The organism is Mangrovivirga cuniculi (assembly GCF_005166025.1).
GTDB classification, from domain to species: domain Bacteria; phylum Bacteroidota; class Bacteroidia; order Cytophagales; family Cyclobacteriaceae; genus Mangrovivirga; species Mangrovivirga cuniculi.
On the sequence record NZ_CP028923.1, the window covers coordinates 3,543,258 to 3,563,915 of the forward strand.

19 protein-coding genes, 1 other RNA gene and 1 pseudogene are annotated in these 20,658 nt (G+C 37.5%); 17 read left to right on the forward strand and 4 right to left on the reverse strand.

Translation table 11 applies throughout. The features are described 5' to 3' along the window. Window positions 1–6 precede the first annotated feature (6 nt). From DCC35_RS15645 to DCC35_RS15665, 5 genes are all read left to right on the forward strand, one after another. Window positions 7–906, forward strand: a complete 900-nt coding sequence (locus DCC35_RS15645; protein WP_137091695.1) for a DUF2279 domain-containing protein — start codon at window positions 7–9, stop codon at window positions 904–906. 3 nt (window positions 907–909) lie between these two features. Beyond that, a complete protein-coding gene (locus DCC35_RS15650) occupies window positions 910–1,890 on the forward strand; it encodes a Smr/MutS family protein (protein ID WP_137091696.1) in 981 nt (326 codons plus the stop codon). 69 nt (window positions 1,891–1,959) lie between these two features. Next, on the forward strand, window positions 1,960–2,358 hold the full coding sequence (locus tag DCC35_RS15655) for a type III secretion system chaperone family protein (RefSeq protein ID WP_137091697.1): 399 nt from the start codon (window positions 1,960–1,962) through the stop codon (window positions 2,356–2,358). A gap of 40 nt (window positions 2,359–2,398) precedes the next feature. Next, an RNA gene (gene rnpB, locus DCC35_RS15660) (RNase P RNA component class A) lies at window positions 2,399–2,793 on the forward strand. 115 nt (window positions 2,794–2,908) lie between these two features. Beyond that, on the forward strand, window positions 2,909–4,060 hold the full coding sequence (locus tag DCC35_RS15665) for a sigma-54-dependent transcriptional regulator (RefSeq protein ID WP_137091698.1): 1,152 nt from the start codon (window positions 2,909–2,911) through the stop codon (window positions 4,058–4,060). 1,197 nt (window positions 4,061–5,257) lie between these two features. Here the strand turns inward: DCC35_RS15665 and DCC35_RS15670 are convergent. Then, window positions 5,258–6,250 (reverse strand): LuxE/PaaK family acyltransferase, encoded by a 993-nt coding sequence (locus tag DCC35_RS15670; RefSeq protein ID WP_137091699.1) that lies wholly within the window; start codon window positions 6,248–6,250, stop codon window positions 5,258–5,260. Window positions 6,251–6,312: 62 nt separating this feature from the next. Between DCC35_RS15670 and DCC35_RS15675 the strand changes: the two genes are divergently transcribed. The 5 genes from DCC35_RS15675 (at window position 6,313) to DCC35_RS15695 (ending at window position 10,725) form a co-directional block, all read left to right on the forward strand. After that, the gene (locus DCC35_RS15675) at window positions 6,313–7,002 is read left to right on the forward strand and encodes a hypothetical protein (protein WP_137091700.1); all 690 of its coding nucleotides are present in this window, start codon (window positions 6,313–6,315) and stop codon (window positions 7,000–7,002) included. A 243-nt stretch (window positions 7,003–7,245) separates the two neighbouring features. Then, entirely contained in the window at window positions 7,246–8,394 is a 1,149-nt protein-coding gene (gene xerA, locus DCC35_RS15680; RefSeq protein ID WP_217495858.1) for a site-specific tyrosine recombinase/integron integrase, read from the forward strand. A gap of 132 nt (window positions 8,395–8,526) precedes the next feature. Beyond that, on the forward strand, window positions 8,527–9,006 hold the full coding sequence (locus DCC35_RS15685) for a hypothetical protein (protein WP_137091701.1): 480 nt from the start codon (window positions 8,527–8,529) through the stop codon (window positions 9,004–9,006). Between the two features lie 142 nt (window positions 9,007–9,148). Next, window positions 9,149–9,595: a hypothetical protein gene (locus tag DCC35_RS15690; protein WP_137091702.1), complete on the forward strand. Its 447-nt coding sequence runs from the start codon at window positions 9,149–9,151 to the stop codon at window positions 9,593–9,595. Between the two features lie 200 nt (window positions 9,596–9,795). Further along, entirely contained in the window at window positions 9,796–10,725 is a 930-nt protein-coding gene (locus DCC35_RS15695) for a hypothetical protein (RefSeq protein WP_137091703.1), read from the forward strand. Between the two features lie 541 nt (window positions 10,726–11,266). Here DCC35_RS15695 and DCC35_RS21580 read toward each other — a convergent pair. Next, on the reverse strand, window positions 11,267–11,950 hold the full coding sequence (locus tag DCC35_RS21580) for a reverse transcriptase domain-containing protein (RefSeq protein ID WP_262710348.1): 684 nt from the start codon (window positions 11,948–11,950) through the stop codon (window positions 11,267–11,269). Further along, the gene (locus tag DCC35_RS21585; protein ID WP_262710349.1) at window positions 11,947–12,339 is read right to left on the reverse strand and encodes a reverse transcriptase family protein; all 393 of its coding nucleotides are present in this window, start codon (window positions 12,337–12,339) and stop codon (window positions 11,947–11,949) included. The genes DCC35_RS21580 and DCC35_RS21585 overlap by 4 nt, the downstream gene beginning before the upstream one ends. 962 nt (window positions 12,340–13,301) lie before the next feature. Here DCC35_RS21585 and DCC35_RS15705 point away from each other — a divergent pair. From DCC35_RS15705 to DCC35_RS15725, 5 genes are all read left to right on the forward strand, one after another. Further along, a complete protein-coding gene (locus DCC35_RS15705; RefSeq protein ID WP_137091704.1) occupies window positions 13,302–13,607 on the forward strand; it encodes a type II toxin-antitoxin system RelE/ParE family toxin in 306 nt (101 codons plus the stop codon). After that, window positions 13,608–13,892, forward strand: a complete 285-nt coding sequence (locus DCC35_RS15710) for an addiction module antidote protein (protein WP_137091705.1) — start codon at window positions 13,608–13,610, stop codon at window positions 13,890–13,892. It abuts the gene before it with no gap. 91 nt (window positions 13,893–13,983) lie between these two features. Beyond that, window positions 13,984–14,661 carry a VOC family protein gene (locus DCC35_RS15715; protein WP_137091706.1) on the forward strand — a complete coding sequence of 226 codons (678 nt, stop codon included), beginning with the start codon at window positions 13,984–13,986 and terminating at the stop codon, window positions 14,659–14,661. 272 nt (window positions 14,662–14,933) lie between these two features. Beyond that, window positions 14,934–16,025, forward strand: coding sequence for an integrase core domain-containing protein (locus DCC35_RS15720; RefSeq protein WP_137091707.1), 1,092 nt, complete (start codon window positions 14,934–14,936; stop codon window positions 16,023–16,025). A 223-nt stretch (window positions 16,026–16,248) separates the two neighbouring features. Then, window positions 16,249–17,274: an NHL repeat-containing protein gene (locus DCC35_RS15725; RefSeq protein WP_137091708.1), complete on the forward strand. Its 1,026-nt coding sequence runs from the start codon at window positions 16,249–16,251 to the stop codon at window positions 17,272–17,274. A 258-nt stretch (window positions 17,275–17,532) separates the two neighbouring features. Here DCC35_RS15725 and DCC35_RS22240 read toward each other — a convergent pair. Next, window positions 17,533–17,802: pseudogene (locus tag DCC35_RS22240) on the reverse strand (transposase); the annotation flags it as partial. A gap of 169 nt (window positions 17,803–17,971) precedes the next feature. Here DCC35_RS22240 and DCC35_RS15735 point away from each other — a divergent pair. Both DCC35_RS15735 and DCC35_RS15740 read left to right on the forward strand, forming a co-directional pair. Then, window positions 17,972–19,354 (forward strand): hypothetical protein, encoded by a 1,383-nt coding sequence (locus DCC35_RS15735; RefSeq protein WP_137091709.1) that lies wholly within the window; start codon window positions 17,972–17,974, stop codon window positions 19,352–19,354. A 667-nt stretch (window positions 19,355–20,021) separates the two neighbouring features. Continuing rightward, window positions 20,022–20,639 (forward strand): hypothetical protein, encoded by a 618-nt coding sequence (locus DCC35_RS15740; protein ID WP_137091710.1) that lies wholly within the window; start codon window positions 20,022–20,024, stop codon window positions 20,637–20,639. Window positions 20,640–20,658: the final 19 nt, after the last annotated feature.

A 20,658-nucleotide genomic window follows, 5' to 3' on the forward strand; every position in this document is an offset into this window, starting at 1 on the left:
TACCAGATGAATGCTTTGGTAAGAATACTTCTGACCTCTCTGATCCTCTTAAGTCCTCTGAGAGGGTTTTCACAATATCGTGATACCGAAACAGACACTACAAAAAACAGGGTGGCACGATTTGCTCTGATCTCTGCAGGCACTTATGCTGCGACAATGACCTACCTGGGAACCACCTGGTATAAAAATGATGAAAAAGTTTCGTTCAGGTGGTTTGATGACTCCAAAGAATGGAAGCAAATGGATAAAGCCGGCCATATAACCGGTAGTTTTTTCATAACCGAACTAATGGTCGATGGACTTCGAAATGCAGGGCTTGAAAATAAAAAATCAGTAATCTATGGTGCTGCTGCAGCCACGGTAGCCATGGCATCAATTGAAATATTCGACGGCTATTCTCCGGATTATGGAGCCAGTGCCACAGATCTGCTAGCTAATCTTGTCGGAACCGGTTTATTCGTTTTACAATCTGATAAGAGCTGGGAAGAGCAATGGGTAAGACCAAAATTCAGCTTTTCAACCTCGGGTTATGCTGAATTACGTCCCGAGCTACTCGGCGATGGCCTCCACGAGCAAATATTAAAAGATTATAACGGACAAACCTATTGGCTAAGCATCCAGACAGATAATTTCGGGGATATTCCGAGGTGGTTGCAATTTGTAAATATTGGTGTCGGCTATAGTGCTGAAGATATGATCTATGCTCGTGACCACATGAATATCGAAGCAGGCCTCGATCCGTACAGGCAATTTTACCTGGCCCCGGATATCGATCTTTCAGCCATTAAAACAAACAAGAAATGGCTTAAATTCGTACTTAAACTAGTTAATTATATACATTTACCGACCCCGGCACTGGAGATTAATACCCGGGGAAAAGTAATTTTTCATCCAATATATTTTTAAACAATGAACATCGGAGATAAAGTAAGGTTCTTGAGAGGGACTGAAAGCGGGGTTGTAACCTCAATAGTTGATAATAAGACAGTGACGGTTGAGATCGAAGATGGATTCGAAATTCCTGTTTTACGATCAGAACTGGTCTTTATAAGCAGGGAAGAAACAACATATTTTAAGAAAGAGGATAAGCCACAGCATGAAAAAGAAGCTGAGAACATAAAAGCAGCTCCTGCAAAGCTTGAGGGGTGGCCTGAAGGAATATATCTGGCCTTTAAACCGGTCAATGATCAGCAAATGTCTCTTCATTTGATCAATTTGACCGGATTTATGATCCTGTTTTCTTTTTCAGAAGTATCCGGAGATAATTCCAAAGGTGTTATTGCCGGAAGAGTACTTCCAAAAGAACACTACAAGTTATTCAACCTCAACTCCAATGAATTTGATAACTGGCCGGTATACCGAACTGATGTCATGTATCATTCCAGATCGTTTGAACCGACTCCGGTACCCATGAGCCGACAAGTAAAATTCAAGGCTTCAAAATTCTTTAAAAGCAGAAGAAAAACTCCATTACTCGATGCAGATGCATACACATTCAGACTGGATGACCAGGGAACTAAGATCGATGTCAATCAGTTGAAAGATACGTTGATGGAATCATCATCTAAAGCCAGTGAGTACCAGGAAAGACCTGCAGGAAAAAGGCCGGCTGCTTCTGTGGACCTGCATATCGAGGAATTGACTAAGGATTATGGAAAGATGTCTAATAGCGACATGCTCGAATTACAATTTGACACATTCCTGAGAAACTTTGACCAGGCTTTAAGCTCAAATATGGATGAGATCACCTTTATCCATGGTGTTGGCAATGGAGTATTAAAAAACAAGATCCACAAGTATTTAAGTGGAATGGATAACATCAAATACTTCAAAGATACCCAGAGAGATAAATGGGGTGGCTACGGCGCTACGAAGGTTGTATTTAAATAATATTAATTTGAATTCCAGAAACCATAAAAAATCCTTATATTATTTTTTATAACTAACCATAGCCGAATTATGAACTTTCTGGAATTCATGGAAAAATTCGCCTCCGAGATCGGCGGGCAATTTTCCGAGTACGACAAAAACAAATCGGTCATTATTGTACCGGTTGATGAATCGCGTTATCAGACCGTCCTTGGGATGATGCGCATGAACGAAAAATATGGTAAGACTGGTGTTGAGTTTACTTCCAAAGTATGCGAATACACTCCGGCCATAGATCTAAAGCACCTTTTAGTGGAAAACGCCAGGTTCTGCCACGCCAAATTTGTACTCAGCGAAAACTTCATCAAAGTGGAAGCTGCGACATTTCTCGATAACATTACTGATGATCTTTTAAAAGAGATGATCGTTGAAGTTGCCGAGCTGGCAGATGAATACGAATTAAAATTAACCGGGCTGGACGTACACTAAATCAGACTATATGGCATAATTTTACGTAATAAATAAAACAAAGGCAGTACAGCTTATCGCTCAAAACTTAGTTTTGTGAGGAAAGTCCGGGCAACACAGGGCACCGTACTTCCTAACGGGAAGGTTCCTGATAAGCCTTGCTTATCAGGAGACAGCCAGTGCCACAGAAAAGATACCGCCCTGACAAACTTCGGTTTCGTCAGTGGTAAGGGTGAAAAGGTGAGGTAAGAGCTCACCGGTCTTGGTGTGAATCAGGATGCGAGGTAAACCTTACGGGTTGAAAGACCAAATAGGTTCCGGATAAAGCGGCCCGCTTACATCCTTCGGGATACCGGAATGGGTAGGTCGATCGAGCCTGGTGGTGACGCCAGGCCCAGATAAATGATAAGCACTCCTCACGGAGTACAGAACCCGGCTTATCGTTCTGCCTTTGTTTTATTTTTTCATTACTTTCCACTTCCCCTCATCTTTGTTTTATTTTTTTCTTCTTTTTGTCTGGCATTCCTTTTGCAGTTCTTTAATTTTATTTTTTTAACCAACCAGAAATCTAATGGCTAAAATTCTGATAATTGACGATGAACCGGGAATCAGAGATACTCTGAAAGATATATTATCGTATGAAAAATACGATGTTGATGATGCCCCTGATGGTAAGGCAGGGCTTGAAAAAATCGAAAAGAACGATTATGACATCGTTCTCTGTGATATTAAAATGCCGAAAATGGATGGAATGGAAGTGCTTTCCAGGGCTCTTGAGCTAGGTAAAGACACCCAATTCATTATGATCTCTGCACACGGCACGATCGAAACAGCGGTTGATGCCACCAAAAAAGGAGCCTTCGATTTCATTTCCAAACCACCGGATCTGAACAGGATGCTGGTCAGTATCCGCAATGCGCTGGACAAATCAAACCTGGTTACTGAAACCAAGACACTGAAGAAAAAAATAGCCAAGAAATATGATATGATCGGTACCTCCGAACCGATGGAAGAAATTAAGGAGACGATCGAAAAGGTAGCTCCGACAGATGCCAGGGTTCTGATCACCGGTCCGAATGGTTCGGGTAAAGAACTCGTAGCCCGCTGGCTGCACGAAAAGAGTGAGCGAAGTAAAGGCCCGATGATCGAAGTAAACTGTGCGGCAATACCTGCAGAGCTGATAGAAAGTGAGCTTTTTGGTCACGAAAAAGGTGCGTTTACCTCGGCAGTGAAGCAACGAAAAGGAAAATTTGAACTCGCCGATGGTGGAACTTTATTCCTCGATGAGATCGGCGATATGTCACTTTCTGCACAGGCTAAGGTATTGAGAGCATTACAGGAAAATAAAATTTCTCGCGTAGGTGGAGATAAAGATATTAAAGTGAATGTTCGCGTTCTTGCAGCGACGAATAAGGACCTGAAAAAGGAGATCGAAGAAGGAAACTTCAGGGAAGACCTTTACCACAGGCTAAGTGTGATCATCATTAAAGTACCTGCTTTGAATGATCGCAAGGATGACATTCCTCTTCTGGTTGATAAATTTCTTAATGACCTGGCTGGTGAATACGGAACAGCCAAAAAAGAAATTGAAGATGGTGCGCTTGATGAACTCAAGAAAAACGACTGGACCGGTAATATCCGAGAACTGAGAAACGTTGTAGAGCGTCTGGTGATTATGTCGGGTAAGAAAATCACTGCTGATGACGTGAAGAAATATTGTTGAGGTTGTGTATTAAGTTATTAGAGATTAGGTTATTGGTTATTAGTGCGCTTGACTCGAATATATAACACACCACAAATATGACACTGGCGCCAGCTTCCCGCTGGTGCCTTTTTCATTCTACCGTTGAAGCTGTTCCAGATGTTAGCGTCAGCGCATCTGGAACCGAAGATAATTTAGGATCTTTGATCCGACTTCAAAAACTGTTAGAATCAGGAATTTTCAGAATTTTAAGATTACAAAGATTGCCTTTGACTCGAATAAAAAAACACACCGCAAAGGTCGCAAACAACACAGCAAGCTGTATAATTATAACCACAGAGATCGCAGAGAACGCAGAGAAAAACAGCAAGCTGTTTCGATATCAATATCAGATGGGAAAATTCTTTTTAATAAACACAGTTTATCCAAACATGGAGGACAGAAAACCTTCGTTTACAAGCTTGGGACCTAAAGAAAAATTGACACAACAAGTTCGGAAAACGAGAAGCAAAAGGAATACTAAAATCACAATTCAATAAAATGAAACATAGAAAGGCGCGGTAGATATGACAATATCACGAGGGTGGGGAGATTTGTGGGGAAGGAGGTTTGATATTGTCTTGATTTTTTGGTCCATTTTTTATCAAGAAAAAAGGACAAGAAAAAAATATTAACATATATAATTAGGAGATTCAAAATAGAATTTTATTACACTAATTAATTATTTCAACCGGTTCGTGAGGACACAAACCAGGGCGACAAAGCTTTATAAAATACACCGCAAATCCTTAGACCCTGACAACCTTTAAGTTCGTCATGGGGACGCAAAGGTCGCAAAGTCGAAGACCCTGATAAGCGGAAACTTCATCATGGGAACACAGCAAGCTGTATAATTATAACCACAGAGATCGCAGAGTACGCAGATAAAAACAGCAAGCTGTTTAATATTTATCACGAAGACAAAGAGAGCACAGAGCAAATTGCTAAGCAATTTATTCTAACTACCAGAATTTAGATTTCTATAGTTCCTATTTCATTATATCATCGAAGCTGTTCCAGATGTTAGCGCAGCGCATCTGGAACCAAAGATAATTTAGGATCTTTGATCCGTTATCAACCGGTAAGTGAGGAAACGAACCAAAGCGGCCTGAGTAGTTTATCAACTGTTTCATGAGCACATTAACCAGGGCGGTAAATAACATCAGCCCCACCCCAATATCACAACACCATCAAATTACACCCCCTGATATCACTATTATCAAACCGCCCGAGGATTTCGAATCTTCCATCGCTAAACTTGCGTCCCAGGTCCTGAGTTTCGATAAAAGAACACGAATCAATATTTGCCAGGTCGATTACATTTACTCCACCGGTTTTACCCTCTCCTACCCATGAAAACGGATCATTGGTATCTCTTACCATAATATCAAGAGTGGATGACGGATCAAAAACACCATCACCGGAAGAATAAGCCTGGGATAATAATTCAGTCATGCCATACTCCGAATGAATTGAATTCACTCCGAATGATTTTTTCAAAATATCATGAACTTCGGTTCTGGTCATTTCCTTTCTCCTTCCCTTCATTCCGCCGGTTTCCATGACAATCAGATCAGGGAAATTCAATTGATATTTTTCGGTAAAATCCAGTAGCCCGAAAGTCACCCCGAATAACACCACCTTTTTTCCTTCTTTTTTCAGGCTATTTAACAAATTAAATAATTTTCCGTGCTCATAAAGAAAAAAGCCACTTCGTTTATCATTGGATAATTTTATAAAATGATCGACCATGTAAATCAACGATGATCCTTTTCTTTCCAGATAGCCAGGCAATAGGGCCAGCACCACACAGTCAGATAAGGGGAAATATTTTTCCTCCCACAATTTATTCGTGATCTTTTCATACCAATTCCGATCGTAGAGTTCATGTTTGGAAGTATTTGAACCCGTGGTGCCACTGCTTGTAAAGATCTCCAGTGGTGATTGATTTGAGGCACTAATTCGGTGCTTTTTAAAAAAATCTATCGGTAGAAAAGGAATTTCATCGACATTGTTGATCGAGTACGGATCAACTGACAGATAAGTTAGATACTGCCTGTAAACTTCATTATGTTCTGATTGATGTCTGAATACACGAAGAGAGAGCTTATTAAAACCCTTTTTATCACCAGTCGATAAATTTAAGATCTCTTCCTTTAAACTATCTGACATTAATGTTCGTTTTAATATTGTAAATATTTACATATCTTTAATTTAAAGATAGACGAGCACACATGAAATATAATGCGTTTTTAGCAATAATTTTTATTCTCTGTACAGCGGCATTTTGTGACGGACCGCCATCATTATCTCCACAACCGACAATCAGTTATAACGACATAACTTATTACGATACCGGGTTTACAAAAAATTTATCCCTTGTCCTGAATTTCGAAGATGGTGACGGGGACTTAGGACTTAGTCCGGTAGATGTTGGAGTTCCTTATCAGCCATTTGACCTGGTATTTGATAATGGAGAACCGGTAATGTATGGTGACAGAGCCGGTGACCCTGATTTTAATTGTGTCGATTATGAAATTGTGCCGGATGGCAATGAGGTTGATACCTTTTTAGTTGACAGAAACAAATATCACAACAATATTTTCATTGATTTCTTCGTGAAAAGGAATGGCGTATGGGAGGAATATGATTTAAGAACAACGGATCCGTTTTTATGTGCCGATACATATGATGGTCGATTCCCGATTCTTAACCTGGAAGAAAATGAAAAAGCATTAAAAGGAGAATTAAGATATAACATGTATTCTGCAGCTATTTTCTCAGTGTTTAGAAATGATACCGTAAAAGTTCAGGCACAGATCGTAGACAGAGAACTTCACGAGAGCAATATAGTTGAAACTCCAGAATTTACATTTCAACAGATCACAGTTACTGAAGTACCGGAAGAACCGGAAGGAGAGTAAGAGATTTAATAAAATATTTTATCATTATAAGCCTCATCATTCGATGCAGGCTTTTTTTATTTCAATCGATTTACAACCTGTCAATCAAAATTAATATAAAAACCCCATTTTAAATATGTCCTTTTAATTTGGCGAATAAAATTATCCGTGAGATTATACGCATAATATACGTATATAAACGTTTAGTCTAACGTTTAAATTCGAAACATTTCGGTAATTACCAGCAGAATAATTCGGCTATTTATGATTGAAATTCTGTTGAAAAAAATCGATAATAAAAACTATCTGGTTTGTGAGTTTAAATACCACAAAAGGATTATTGAACTAGTAAAATCGATACAAGGGAGAAAGTGGTACCCGAAAAACAAATACTGGTATTTTGACGATACCCCACGCAGTTACCGGGAGATTAAAACAGTATTATCAAAATATCATTTACAAATAAGCCCTGAAATCCTTGAAAAATATGATTCAGATATGCTGAAAAGCAGTGTTTCACAAAAAACAAATACTAACAAAGAGAAAAATAAAAATCCTTTCACAAGAAAGAAGCGACGGGTCCCTGTACCTAAAGAATACATTCACAAACTGGAAACAGTGCGATATAGTAAAAGCACAATTGATACCTACCTCTATTATTTTTCAGATTTTCTAACCTATTGCCGGATCGAAAATCCGGATACGATGACTGATGAGCAGGTTAAAAACTATCTTTTATATCTTATCCATGATAAAAAGGCATCTCAAAGCACTCAAAACCAGGCAGTGAACGCCATAAAATTTTACCTGGAAAAAATAAAAGGAGAAGACCGGAAGTATTACTGGATCGACCGTCCCAGTAAAGAGAAAAAATTGCCCGTGGTACTGAGTGAAGAAGAAGTGGTGCGCATGCTTAAAACACCAATGAATCTGAAGCACCGGTGTATGCTGACGTTAATCTATAGTGCAGGCTTGCGTGTCGGAGAAATGATCGATATGAAAATTTCTGATATCGATGGTGACCGTATGTTGATTCATGTAAAAGGCGCCAAAGGCAAAAAAGACCGCACTACCCTATTATCGGAAAAGACGTTGGCGTTATTACGAGAATATTACAAAAAGTATAAGCCCAAACGATGGTTGTTTGAGGGCCAGGGAGGGGAAAAATATTCTTCGAGTAGCTTAAGAAAAGTATTTCACAGGGCAAAAAAGAACGCTGGGATAAAAAAGGACGCAACTCTTCATACGTTGAGGCATAGTTTTGCAACACATTTATTAGAAAGAGGGACAAATTTACGATACATCCAAAATTTGCTAGGCCATTCAAGCAGTAAAACAACAGAAATATACACCCATATCACAAGTAAAGGAATGAATGAAATTAAAAGTCCATTAGATAATTTAGAAATATGAAACCAGCCACATACTTGTTCAAACAGATTTTTGTAAATAGTGACTCAGGCATTATATTGCAAGGAAAACCAAATACATATATGGAATAAGAGCCACCGAGTGGCACTTAGCCATTCGTTATAGCCAATTAAAATGACTAAATTAATTGTACCAATATTATTTATTCTAAGCACTTTTTATTCAATTGGATGCTCTTGTTCGGATAAGATCAAAAACGACTTTATATCGAATGTAAAGAATTTTGATGCAGTAATCATTGGGAAGTTTATTAGAGATTCGAATTCAAACAAGGGAAAAATTTTAATTTCTGATGTCTTGAAAGGCACCATTGATCAGAGCTCCATTAAAATATACGAAGGAGGAATTGACTGTACTGAAATATTCGTTGAATCAGATAATACAATAATTGTCGGTTTAAATATAAAAGAATCAAACAACGGAAATGAATATTATGCTCCATCTTGCATCACGTCTGTTTTGAGACTTGATAATGGATTAATTTCTTCAGAAGTAGATGGATATAATATTCATATTTTGAATCCTAAAATCACACCATTTAAAACTATATTGGATGTTGATAAATTTGAAAAAAAGGTAAATAAAAGGCTATAACAGCATGTATGCAGTTATGTCGGCAGTACTGCCAGCTCAAGCGCCGGATTCTCGCTGGATTTCACTGTCCTATCGGACGCGAAATCGGCACGATAATCCGCCCCAACTCATACATCGAACGTTGTAGTTCATTACTGAGATGATGAAAAAGCTGTTAAATAAATTAAAGACAAAAGCAATTAAGGATTCTTATTTTGGAGAAATGGGGTCGACTTATGATAAATCCGATGGCTGTTTTTATTTGGACAAGGATATTGAGCTTGAAAAAGTTTATACACCCGTTACTTTGTATTTGAAAACTTCAAAAGAGAAGTCCAACAAAAGTCAGCAACTAGCATATGAATCTATCAAGACAGATTTTACAAGTATTTGGAACTCGTTGACTAAGTACATTGTGGAAACTGAACAGTTTATTTCGGATGATCAATTGAAAAAGGAATATCGACTTGAATCAATAACTCTACCAGAGGGTATTAATGGAAAAGAAATGAAGTGGGAAATGGATTTGATAAACTTAAAAGATGGTTTTTCAAGAATAGTTATTGAACTGGAAAATAATAATCCAATTAACCATTCCGTAGAAGCTTAAAGAAGAAAACGAAACTACAACAAATGCTATGAATGAATGGGGTACCATTGGTCAGGATACTTACATGTGGATTGGAAAGTCCGCCACAAGTTTTATATTTATATCAAGGCGTGGCTATGTGCGAGACGAGAGGTTAGTGCTTTCTAATCCCCACTCATCATAGCTGTACGTTAGGTTGCATTTGCAACAGCACAGAAACAATGGATACAGATTCAAAATTTAAAATATTAGAATGTAAGTTTGGAGACAAACGATTCAAGATTGAGGAGGACTTGCCTGATGTTGGATGGTATCTGTATGCATATGACTTAAACGATAAATGCCTCGCAGACCATCTGCAGGACGATTTTGAAACGATAATTGATTTTGCATTTGAAGAATATCAGATTCCTAAAACAAACTGGATTGACAGCGAAATCAGAAGTTTTGTACAGGAAGAGACGTATAAAATATTAGCTCAAAGAGTATTGTCGCACTTTGACAGTAAAAAACTTATTGACTGGGCGATAATGCTTATGGGCAAAGGATTTGATTCCGAAAGCTTAATAATTCTTGCAGGACTTGATTCGGATACAACAGAAGAACGTGAGCAGTATTTTTGGCAGACAATTGACGAATTAGGATTTGATATTAATAGGACTGATTTTGAATTAATTGAAAACTATGCTGTTTATGTTGCAGAATCTGTTGTAAATAAAAAAATCGCACCAATGGACGGACTGACAATAATGCAAGACATAGTTCGCTCCACAGATTATTCTAAAAAATACGTTCAGTTTTACGAGATAGACGAAGACTTGGATTACTTAAAATATGACAATCATACAATATTCAACTCTGGATTGACTCTTAAGAATGCGGACAGTTTTATAATAAGAGAATTTGAATTGTTCCTTGAAACAGAGAAATATAACATTGATGATAAAACAAGGGAGCTTGCGTACTGCAAACATTGCGATAAGATTGAGAAACCTAAACTAAAAAACATAAAAAACTGGATTGGTAAAGTAAAATACCAGACTTGGGTATGCGGATTATGTGAATCCAAGGATATTCTACATTTTAGTAGTCAGAAAGGAAAAGAGATAATTTTGAAACGAAAAACGCAACCTAATCGAGTAGACGGCTGACAGCCAATTGACTGTCAGTGCGCCTCTCACACCACCGTACGTACGTTGGGCAATGCCCCTCCCTTCGCACTCTCGTGCTCGTGAGCATATACGGCGGTTCGCCAAATCAAATCTTCACTTTCTGATAGTATGTAACCATGCTTTCATAGCCTCTTCGTCTGAGTCGGGATTCGGTAATCGTTGTACCTAAGATGGGGCTTTATTCACTATTTCAATTGATTTTTTAAAGGAGTTCATGAATGCGAAGCATTTGAGCAACTGCCCACCCTCCCATTATTCATTGTATTGTTTAGTTTTCAATCGTATTCACGAAATCGTTGATTTGCTTCGTCAAATCAAAAATAGATTCGGCGAAGCCAATGCTTCGCATTTCTTGTCCGGCTCCATGCATAGGCTTGGCCTTGATTGATACCTAATCTGATTAGGTTTTTACGCTTTCGCTCTCCTCCCCGTCACCCTGTCCCATCGCTAAAATTGTCTACCAGACAATTTCTCAACGCTCTGTCCTCCAGTCATGCCAGATACAGTATCTTAGTCGGCATCAAAGCCACTCATCGAGTTTCTTGAGTTTGGCGTTAATACTTCCCTGTCGGAAGTTATTGACCCAACCTCTATACACTTCTTTGAGTTTCTGAATGCGTTCCTGAAAACTGTATGGTAGCGTTTTTCTGGTAATCTGTTTAAGCTTGCGTTTCAAGGTATCCCATGCTGATGGTTTGGCTACTAACTGATATTTGCCTCGTTTCCCCTTTTGGTATATCGGTACAAACCCATGACCTAGTACTTCAAAAGTATTTGGTCGTCTTACCCCGCTTTTCTGTCTGTTAATTGGTAGTTCTAATTTTCCATTTAGGAAGTTAGCTACATCCTTGCTGATCTGGTTTGCTTCGGCTTTCGATTTTGTATAAATACTAAAGTCGTCAGCATAGCGAATGAACTTATATCCTTTTTCTTTCAGGTATTTGTCCAGTTGATCCAGCAGGATATTTGACAGCAGGGGACTAAGGGGACTGCCTTGAGGCACGCCCCTTCTACGCTTATACAATCTACCATTTATCTGTATCGGTGATCTAAGCCATTTTCTAATCAACCTAAGGGTTGTCTGGCATTTTACCCGATTGTAGATCAGTTGTAGGATTTTGTAGTGCTGCACTTCGTCAAAGAAACTCTTCAGGTCAATATCGACTATATCCTGATACCCATCCCTTCGCACAACCTGGCTCAAAGCTCTCGCTTTGCCCTATATTTCAGGCTTTGTCGAACAGCTTGTTGAGTATTCTTATGTGGTCTGAAGCCATAGCTTTCTGGTTCAAAAGTCAGTTCGAACTTTGCAGCTAGTTGTTGACTAACTGCCTGCTGAAGCCAGCGCTCTACTACTGTAGGTACTCCAAGTAGTCTGGTTTTGCCCTTGCCCTTCGGAATTTCCACTCCTTTGATAGGTTGTGGCAGATACTTACGGTTCATCACATCGAGAATAATCCTGGACCGATACTGTTTGAGGTAATCGCCCAGTTGGTCTGTTCTCATTCCATCAATGCCTGCCGCGCCTTTGTTACTCACCACTTGGTGGTAGGCTTTTGTCAGGTTCTTTGCATGTAGTACTTTCTCTATCATTAAATGTTAATCTTGTCCGTTTAAGTGAAGGCTATCCCAGAATACTGGCATTCCAACACGAATTAAGACATGTTTGACGTTCAGCCCTTCCCAACTTTGTGAGCCCTCTGTCGTTATCCGTTTTGGTGACAGCTCGTTTGCCCGTTGGTACTATGGCTTTCCGCAAAGCGGAACAGGTCCTGCTGACTTCTCAAATTGATACTCCTACCCTGCAACCTGGCTCATCGCTAAAATTGTCTACCAGACAATTTCTTAACGCTCTGTCCTCTCGGTAAGACGAATTTCCTTGTGTCTATTCCTGCTACATCTATCACTTCGGTATTTCCCTTTCCGGGTTTTATACTTCATTATGATCCCGTCACCAGGACAGGTAGTGCTACCTCATCCGACCTAATGGCCTCTATATATAGTTTCTGTCCGTCAGTACAGACACCGCACTCTGGTTTTATTCATTGTTTTTATAATTTATTTAATGGAATTCATGAATGCAGAGCATTTCTTCAGTTCCAGAATCACTTCTGACAACTCCCGATAAATCGGGACAGGCATTGCCACTTGCTTTGCTTCCAGGAGTCACCCCAGCGCATCCGGGACTTTATTCATAGAGTTATCTTATTATATCGAATTCATGAATACAACGTATTTCACCCTTTGGAACACTCATTTCCATGAGTTATATTCGCCATTCAAGGCACACACACTATGTAAAAACCATGCGCTTCAGCAGTTTCAGGCAAGCAAAGTGGTGGATTCCCGCAATTTTTGGCAAGCGAGGTAAAATGTTAATCGTAATTATTGCAGGTAACAAAATCAAGCCATTGGCTTCAATGTAAAAATTGCTAACTTCATCTCCTTAATTAAATGTGGCGCACGGATTTTTACACGTGCCCGTTGTGAAGCATAAAACTACTATTCCAAATTAAAATTCTTGTTTTATTGTATCCAAGTGAATACATTTACGTATGTATATAATTGAACAAACCACTGAATTTGAAAAGTGGTTTCGAAAGTTAAAAGACAGAAAAGCAAAAGCTAAAATTTTGCTCCGTCTACAGAGAATAGAGGATCAAGGTAATTATGGCGATTGCCAACCAATTGGCGAAGGTCTTTCCGAATTACGGATACATTATGCAAAAGGGTATCGGGTATATTTTAAAGAACGTGGAGATACACTTGTATTGCTATTAATTGGAGGAGATAAATCAACCCAAAGTAAAGACATTAAAAAAGCAAAAGAACTTTGGGAGCAGTATAAAAACAAGATTTAAATGAAAACTACAAGATTCGAAATTGCTAATTATCTTGAAGATGACGAGATGATTCAGGAGTATTTAAATACGGTTTTAGAAGAGGGGGATTCAAGAGATATTGTTGTTGCTTTGGGTCACATCGCCAAAGCAATTGGGATGTCAAAAATCGCAGAACAAACTGGATTGAGTAGACCTAGTCTGTATAAAGCTCTATCAGAAAATTCAAAACCTCAATTTGATACTATTTTGAAGGTAATAAGAGCTATTGGAAGTAATCTGAAATTAAATATTTCAACAAATTAATACACTTCACAACACTCACTATAACCGCATTTTTATGCTACAGGGGACATAAAATCGCGCCATAGTGTAGACGTTAGCTACAACCAGAAAAATGCAGATTAAAGAACTGAAAATATATTCTCAAAATTTCTTAGAGCAAATTGATTTTTATTCGAATCAGATTGGTCTGGACTTGATTGAAACGTCTGAAACCGAAGCACGATTTATGGTTGGAAAGTCAATACTCAAGATTGTCAAGAGTGAAAAATTTAAACCATATCATTTTGCAATAAATATTCCCAGCAATAAAGAAACCGAAGCTTTAAAATGGCTAAAAGAACGAGTAACAATTCTTAAACAAGGTAAGACTGAAATTCAAGACTTTGATTTTTGGAATGCAAAAGCGATTTATTTTTATGATATAGACAAGAATATTGTTGAGTTCATAGCTCGGAAAAATATGAAAATTGAAAACAAAGAAGAGTTTAGTGTTAATTCATTACTTGAAATCTCAGAAATCGGAATGCCTGTGAGTGATATTGAAACAACATTTTCTAGATTAGAAAAAATAGTAAATATTGAGATTTTCGACGGTGGATTTGAGCGGTTCTGTGCGATTGGAGACGAAAACGGACTGTTTATATGTATCAATAAAAAGATTAAGGATTGGTTTCCAACAGGAGATAAAGCTCATTCTTCTGAATTTGAGATAAAGATTAATGAGAATGGGTGTGAATATGAATTAGAATTTATAAATGAAGAAATAAAGGAAGTAGCTAACAAGGTATAAAAAACATAGGGCGGTTTAGGCTTGCCGAAAGGTCTATGTTTATTTACAAAGTCGCCAAATATAAAATTTGGCATTTTCAACAAAAAGATAAAAGCAAAATATTATATTTGGCTTAGTACCAAACTGAAACGTATCACTTTCTACTGCCCTACTTGCCATATACTAAACGTTGCCCACCATTAGGTACGATAAAGGGACATCCTTTACAGAGTTAAAGGGACATAGTTTACACTTTCGACATAGTAAATTGATTGATCTAAAATCATACTGCTATGCCTTGGAAAGTACAAACTATTATGGAAACAAGAATTGAATTTATCTGTGAATGGTTAACTCAGAAATACACCTTCACCGAACTCTGTAAAACCTTTGAAATCTCCCGTCCCACAGGATACAGGCTGATTCAAAAGGATGAAAAGTATTGGTTAGAAGGTCTACGTGAACAATCCAGGGCACCTCAAAATCATCCAAATCAAACCAAGCAATTCATCATCGATAAAATTCTTTCATTTAAGGCTAAATATCCTAGATGGGGAACTAAAAAAATCCATCGGTTGCTGTTTAACGTTTGTGAACCTGAAGACATACCATCAGTGGTTACAGTACACAACATACTGGCTAAAAACGGTTTAGTTTGCCCTCAGAAACGACTGAGAAGAGTCAAGCCAATCTACCCGATCTTTGATCCGCAACATTGTAATGAAGTTTGGAGTGCGGATTATAAAGGTAAATTCCAAATGGGCAACAAGAAATATTGTCATCCACTCACTATAGCCGATTCCAGAAGTAGATTTTTATTTACAGCTAAAGCACATTACCGAGAAGCATTTAAAGCAGCTAAAGAAGAGTTTACACGAGTTTTTAGACTATATGGAATACCAAAGCAGATTCATACTGACAATGGAAGTCCTTTTGGCTCAGTAAGATCAATCCAACGATTTACTAAACTCTCCTATTGGTTTATAGACTTAGGCATCTTACCAGTATTCTCTGATCCAGCTCATCCAGAACAAAACGGAAGATACGAAAGAATGCATCGGGATCTTAAAGCTGCTTGCGCTCTTCCTCCTGCACATGACCTTAAGTCGCAGCAAAGAAGGCTGAATAAGTTTGTTAAAGAATATAATGTCGAACGACCTCATGAAGCACTGGAAATAGAAACTCCTGCTGTAATACATACATTCTCAAATCGACCCTTTCCTGAAAAAATACCATCCTATGACTATCATACACATATGAAAGTTATGAATGTAACTCAAAATGGATCAGTAAGATGGAAGAGTTATTACTGGGTGTATATTACAGCTAGTTTAACTGGCAGACAGATTGCTGCTGAGGAAATAGGTAATGGGATTTATTCATAGTATAATTATTTTTAATGGAATTCATGAATCTCGTAAACTCGATTTGGAAGGTATTCTATAGACACGTATTTTTAGGATACTTTAATGAAAATGATATAAGAATTAAACAACAATCGATAAGGCTCAGTACGATTTTAGTGTAAAGCATCCCGAATAATTCGGGACAGGTCGTGCCCTTAACTTTGTAAACCATCTGCCTTAACGAACATTAAGATTAAAGCAAATGGCAACCGTAAAATACATTTTCACATGGACAATCTTATTGGTGATATCACAAATCACACATGCACATCCTTCATGGGGTATTGTTGTTGATCAAAACGAAAACATATACTTCGCAGACATTCTGCATAATGAAATGGGGTCGGTTTGGAAGTTGACCAACAAAGGAAAACTCGAACTTCTATTTGAAAACTTTCATGCTCATAACGTCAGTTTAGATGCTGATGGAAACTTGATTACCGCTCACGGTGAAAATAATCATACGATGGTTCGACTCAACAGCGATGGTAAAATTGACACACTATACCACAGATTAAATCATGAAGAGTTTAATGGGGGTAATAGCACCTATACACCACTTGGAGAAATTGTGTTTGTAGCTGAAAATTATTTGTGGCGTGTAAATCAATATGGAGATAAGGAAAAGCTCAGTGAATATAAACTTGGATGGAGTCAAACTGTATATGCTGATGAAAATGGCAATTATTACGCTCCTGATATAGGTGATGGCCTGGGAAAATTGATAAAAATTGACAGCACAGGAAGTTCAACAATAATTGCCACAAACTTGATTTCCAAATTAGATCGTCCTTTTGATCGGCACGCAGATATCCTTATGGGTATTACACTTGGTTGTGATGGACATGTCTATGTCGCAGAACTTGCTGGAAAACGGATAATAAAAGTACTGGACAATCAAAAAACAGAAACATTTTACATCTCAAGCGATGGATGGTTTCCCACAGGAGTCGACTTTTTTTCAGGTAACGCATACATACTAGAATACAAGTCGAAAAACGGACATGAAGGGCCTAGAATTGTCAAAATTGATGAGTCAGGCGTAAAGACCATCTTGTTTAACTACGACAATTACCAAAAAGGAGCGATTTCTCCAATCACAAAGGATAACACAAACTGGTTCTGGTGGATAGGAAGTGCTGCAATTATCACCTTATCGACTGTTATATTATGGATAAGAAGAAATAAAAAATTACTGCCAATAACTAAGCATTCGAGTGGCCGATAGGCCGTAACTTAGCCTGTCCCGAAAATCGGGAAATGCAGTGTTGACAAGTCCGGTGCTGGAAGATGGCACTATGGGGATTTCGGCGATTTTGGTAAGGGTATTTTCTGGTTATTACCTTTAAGCAGCTCTGTATTTGTTAGTTAATCTGGTTGTATATTCATGAGAATTACTATTCCTCAGGACTTTTTCGTTCCTTTTTTATAGTTTTTAACCCGATTTTGGAATAGTAATCCCCTACGCCCAATGGCGTTACATTTTTTAGTGGTTTAGCAGTAGTCTTTTCCAGTGTCTTAGTGGCCCCCGACCATCAAATACAGCGACGGTTACCAACCGACCAACTTTACATACCGGGCAGATTTTATGACACGTATTTTCTTGCAATTCCTGAATCACGATCGCACCAATCTGCTGATCTATTTCCTGCTTGCATTGTTTTTTAAGGCTGCTGCTTAGTATACCATAGTGTCGCATCCGGGTAAACCCTTTGGGCAACACATGCAATGCAAACCGGGGGATAAATTCTCGGTCCGGTAGTTTAAAGGACTTACAATATATTCTATGGCGGTTGAACAATATGTTATGAAATCAAAATCAGTCTTCCATACTCTTTTTGGAGCCATTTATCGAAAAATAATACATACTACTATTTATTCTGGTTTCATGATTTACTTTTGCTTTTCATTCTAATTTTTTAAACATGAAGATTTTTAAGAAATACTTTTTACTTTTTACACTTGCCTTAAGTTTTGGCTTTCTTTCTGGATGTTACGAAAATGAAGTTGACAATATAGAAATCTGTGATGGTTCTAAATTTAAGGTTTCTTATTCAGCGTTTATTTTCGGAAATATTACTGAATATACCTATTACATTTCTGCACCTAGTGGTAAAAAAACATTTGATGAGTCCGTAACTCTTAAATATCGAATTGAGTCAACTCCAAATTCAAATACAACACTCGAAATTCCAGCTGGAACGAAGTCTCCCGTGCAGTTTCACAGTTATCAATCAATAAATGGTAATCGTCCTGTTGATATTACAATAGCTACAGAAGAATGTCCACAGGAAACTAAAAAAGCCGAGGAGGATATAATTAATGAAAATGAAAACCCTGATTGTCCCGATCAAATTTCTTTGCAAATTCAAAGCTGCGAAGACATAATTAACTTAAGGTGGACTTCGAACCTAGAAAACACTACAGAATTAAGCATATATGGTCAAAATCTCACCATTACTAACGAAGGTGGCGTTACCTTGAACAAATCAGAGATTGATCTTACTGATTCTGAGCCTTCATTGTCAACTACTGATATTTGCCTGTATACAATTGAAAAAACATGTTCAGGAACATCTGGATCATTAACTATATCAGAAACGATTGAAGGAGGTCAGGAATTGAATATTAAAGTTACAGATGCAGATTTGAATATGGATGAAAGCGTCGTAGAAACAGTAAGTGTTCAGGTTGTTAGTGCTCAAGGTGAAAAAGAAACAGTAGCTTTAACGGAAACTTCAATCAACAGTAATGAATTTTCAGGTTCGCTTAGCACTATTTTAGGCGCTGAATCAGGTACTAATAATGATAATGTGCTGACAATTGAGAATGGAATGTCTATTACTGTCACGTATCAGGATGAAAAGGATGGAAATGAGGAAGCTGTTTCACTTGAAAAAACTGTAATAGCATCTGGTGCTGTTGCACCGAAAAACTATTCTGTAATCTATGCTGGTACTACCTATTATCTTGAGTCAGACTCGTATTTAGTTTTCAACATAGATGAGCCATACAGCGTTTATTTTAGCATAGATAATGGTCAAAATTCCTTTTTCTTGACCCTCGAAATTTATCACCAGGGTACACAATTAACTTCTGGAACTTATACTGTGGCAGGACAAAATCAAGGGGTAAATGCTGAAACAAGTGGAGTAAACGTTGGTGATGATCCTAATAATTACAAAGCTTTTACTGGAGGTTCCGTAAAAGTAACTACTCAGGAAGATGGGTATTTGCTTGAAATGAATCTGGAGGAAGGAAATAATACACTTGTCGGAAGCTACTTTGTTAAAACAGAAGGTCAATAAATATTAGAAAAAAATAAGAACTAAAGAGGCTGTCTGAAATAGGCAGCCTTTTTTATATTTTAACCTGTGCTAAAATACCTTCAGATAGATTAATTACAACTGATGAAATAAAATCATGGAAAATTTTATTGACAAAAAAACATGCAGGCCACTTAGAAATCAATTAGACCTTTAATATTTGAAAGGTTAATTGGATAACAGAAAACCTAAAATGATATCCTTTCGCCCCGCCCACCGTCGAAACCTCAAAAAGTTCACTAACCTCGTAAGCGAAGGCTAATATGGATGTTTTGGTATTAGCAAAAGTTTAACAATAACTACAAAGTAGCACTGAGTGAACGGCCTCTATCCATATACGCACAAGTCCCCTGCTTAAGATACCCATGACAATAAGTTTTAATGGGTATTTCATAAGGCGGTTTGGTAAATCAAACCAATTTTTCGCAATCGCGATTCATTTATAATTGTATTATTTCCAGATTAACAAGAAAATATTATCTTTTTAACTTGTTTTATCACTCCATCTTTTAACACTTTATTTGATTTAAATAGATGAATTATGTGTAAATAAAGTTGAATAAGAAGCGTTTTAATATACTTTTGTAGCCTATTTAAAAAACAGGTATCCTAAGCGATTATTCTTTGTAATCGTGATTTTAAATTCAACATGAAAAAACTTTTAACCATTACTTTTGCGAGTATTAGTCTATGTATTTTTGCACAGAATTCTGATTTTGAGAAAAAATTAGTCGAATTCAGGTCTAGCTTATATCCCCTTTTGGATAATTACAATCCAGAAAAGCTATTAAAATATGATTTTGATCAAAACGATTTAATTGTAACCAAAGTTGACAGTTTTGTTCATGCTAACGAGCTTGAAATTCAGCAATATCAATTAAGATTGATGCAGCAATACTCAAATAATTACAATTTTGAGATACGAACTGAACAGTTTGAGCCAGTAGATATTAATGACTTTAATCAAAAATTAAATAACATAGATCTAAGCTCAGTTAACCCCTTTTATAAACTGCTTTTGATCGACCCCATTAAAGAGTTGGAAATCTACAGAAATATGTATCTCGTGCAGAAATACACAAATACTGAATTTGCTGTTTTCAATACAAAACTGACCATAGCACCTTCTCTTATTAAGACTAAAAAATCAGAAGATGGATATTGGGATATCATTGAATATCTACATGAATTCATAATCAAAGCCCAATATGATCCCAAACAAAGCAAAATCACCAACATTGAGATTTTTAAGATAAAGCCTTTATAGCACAAATGGACCATTATTC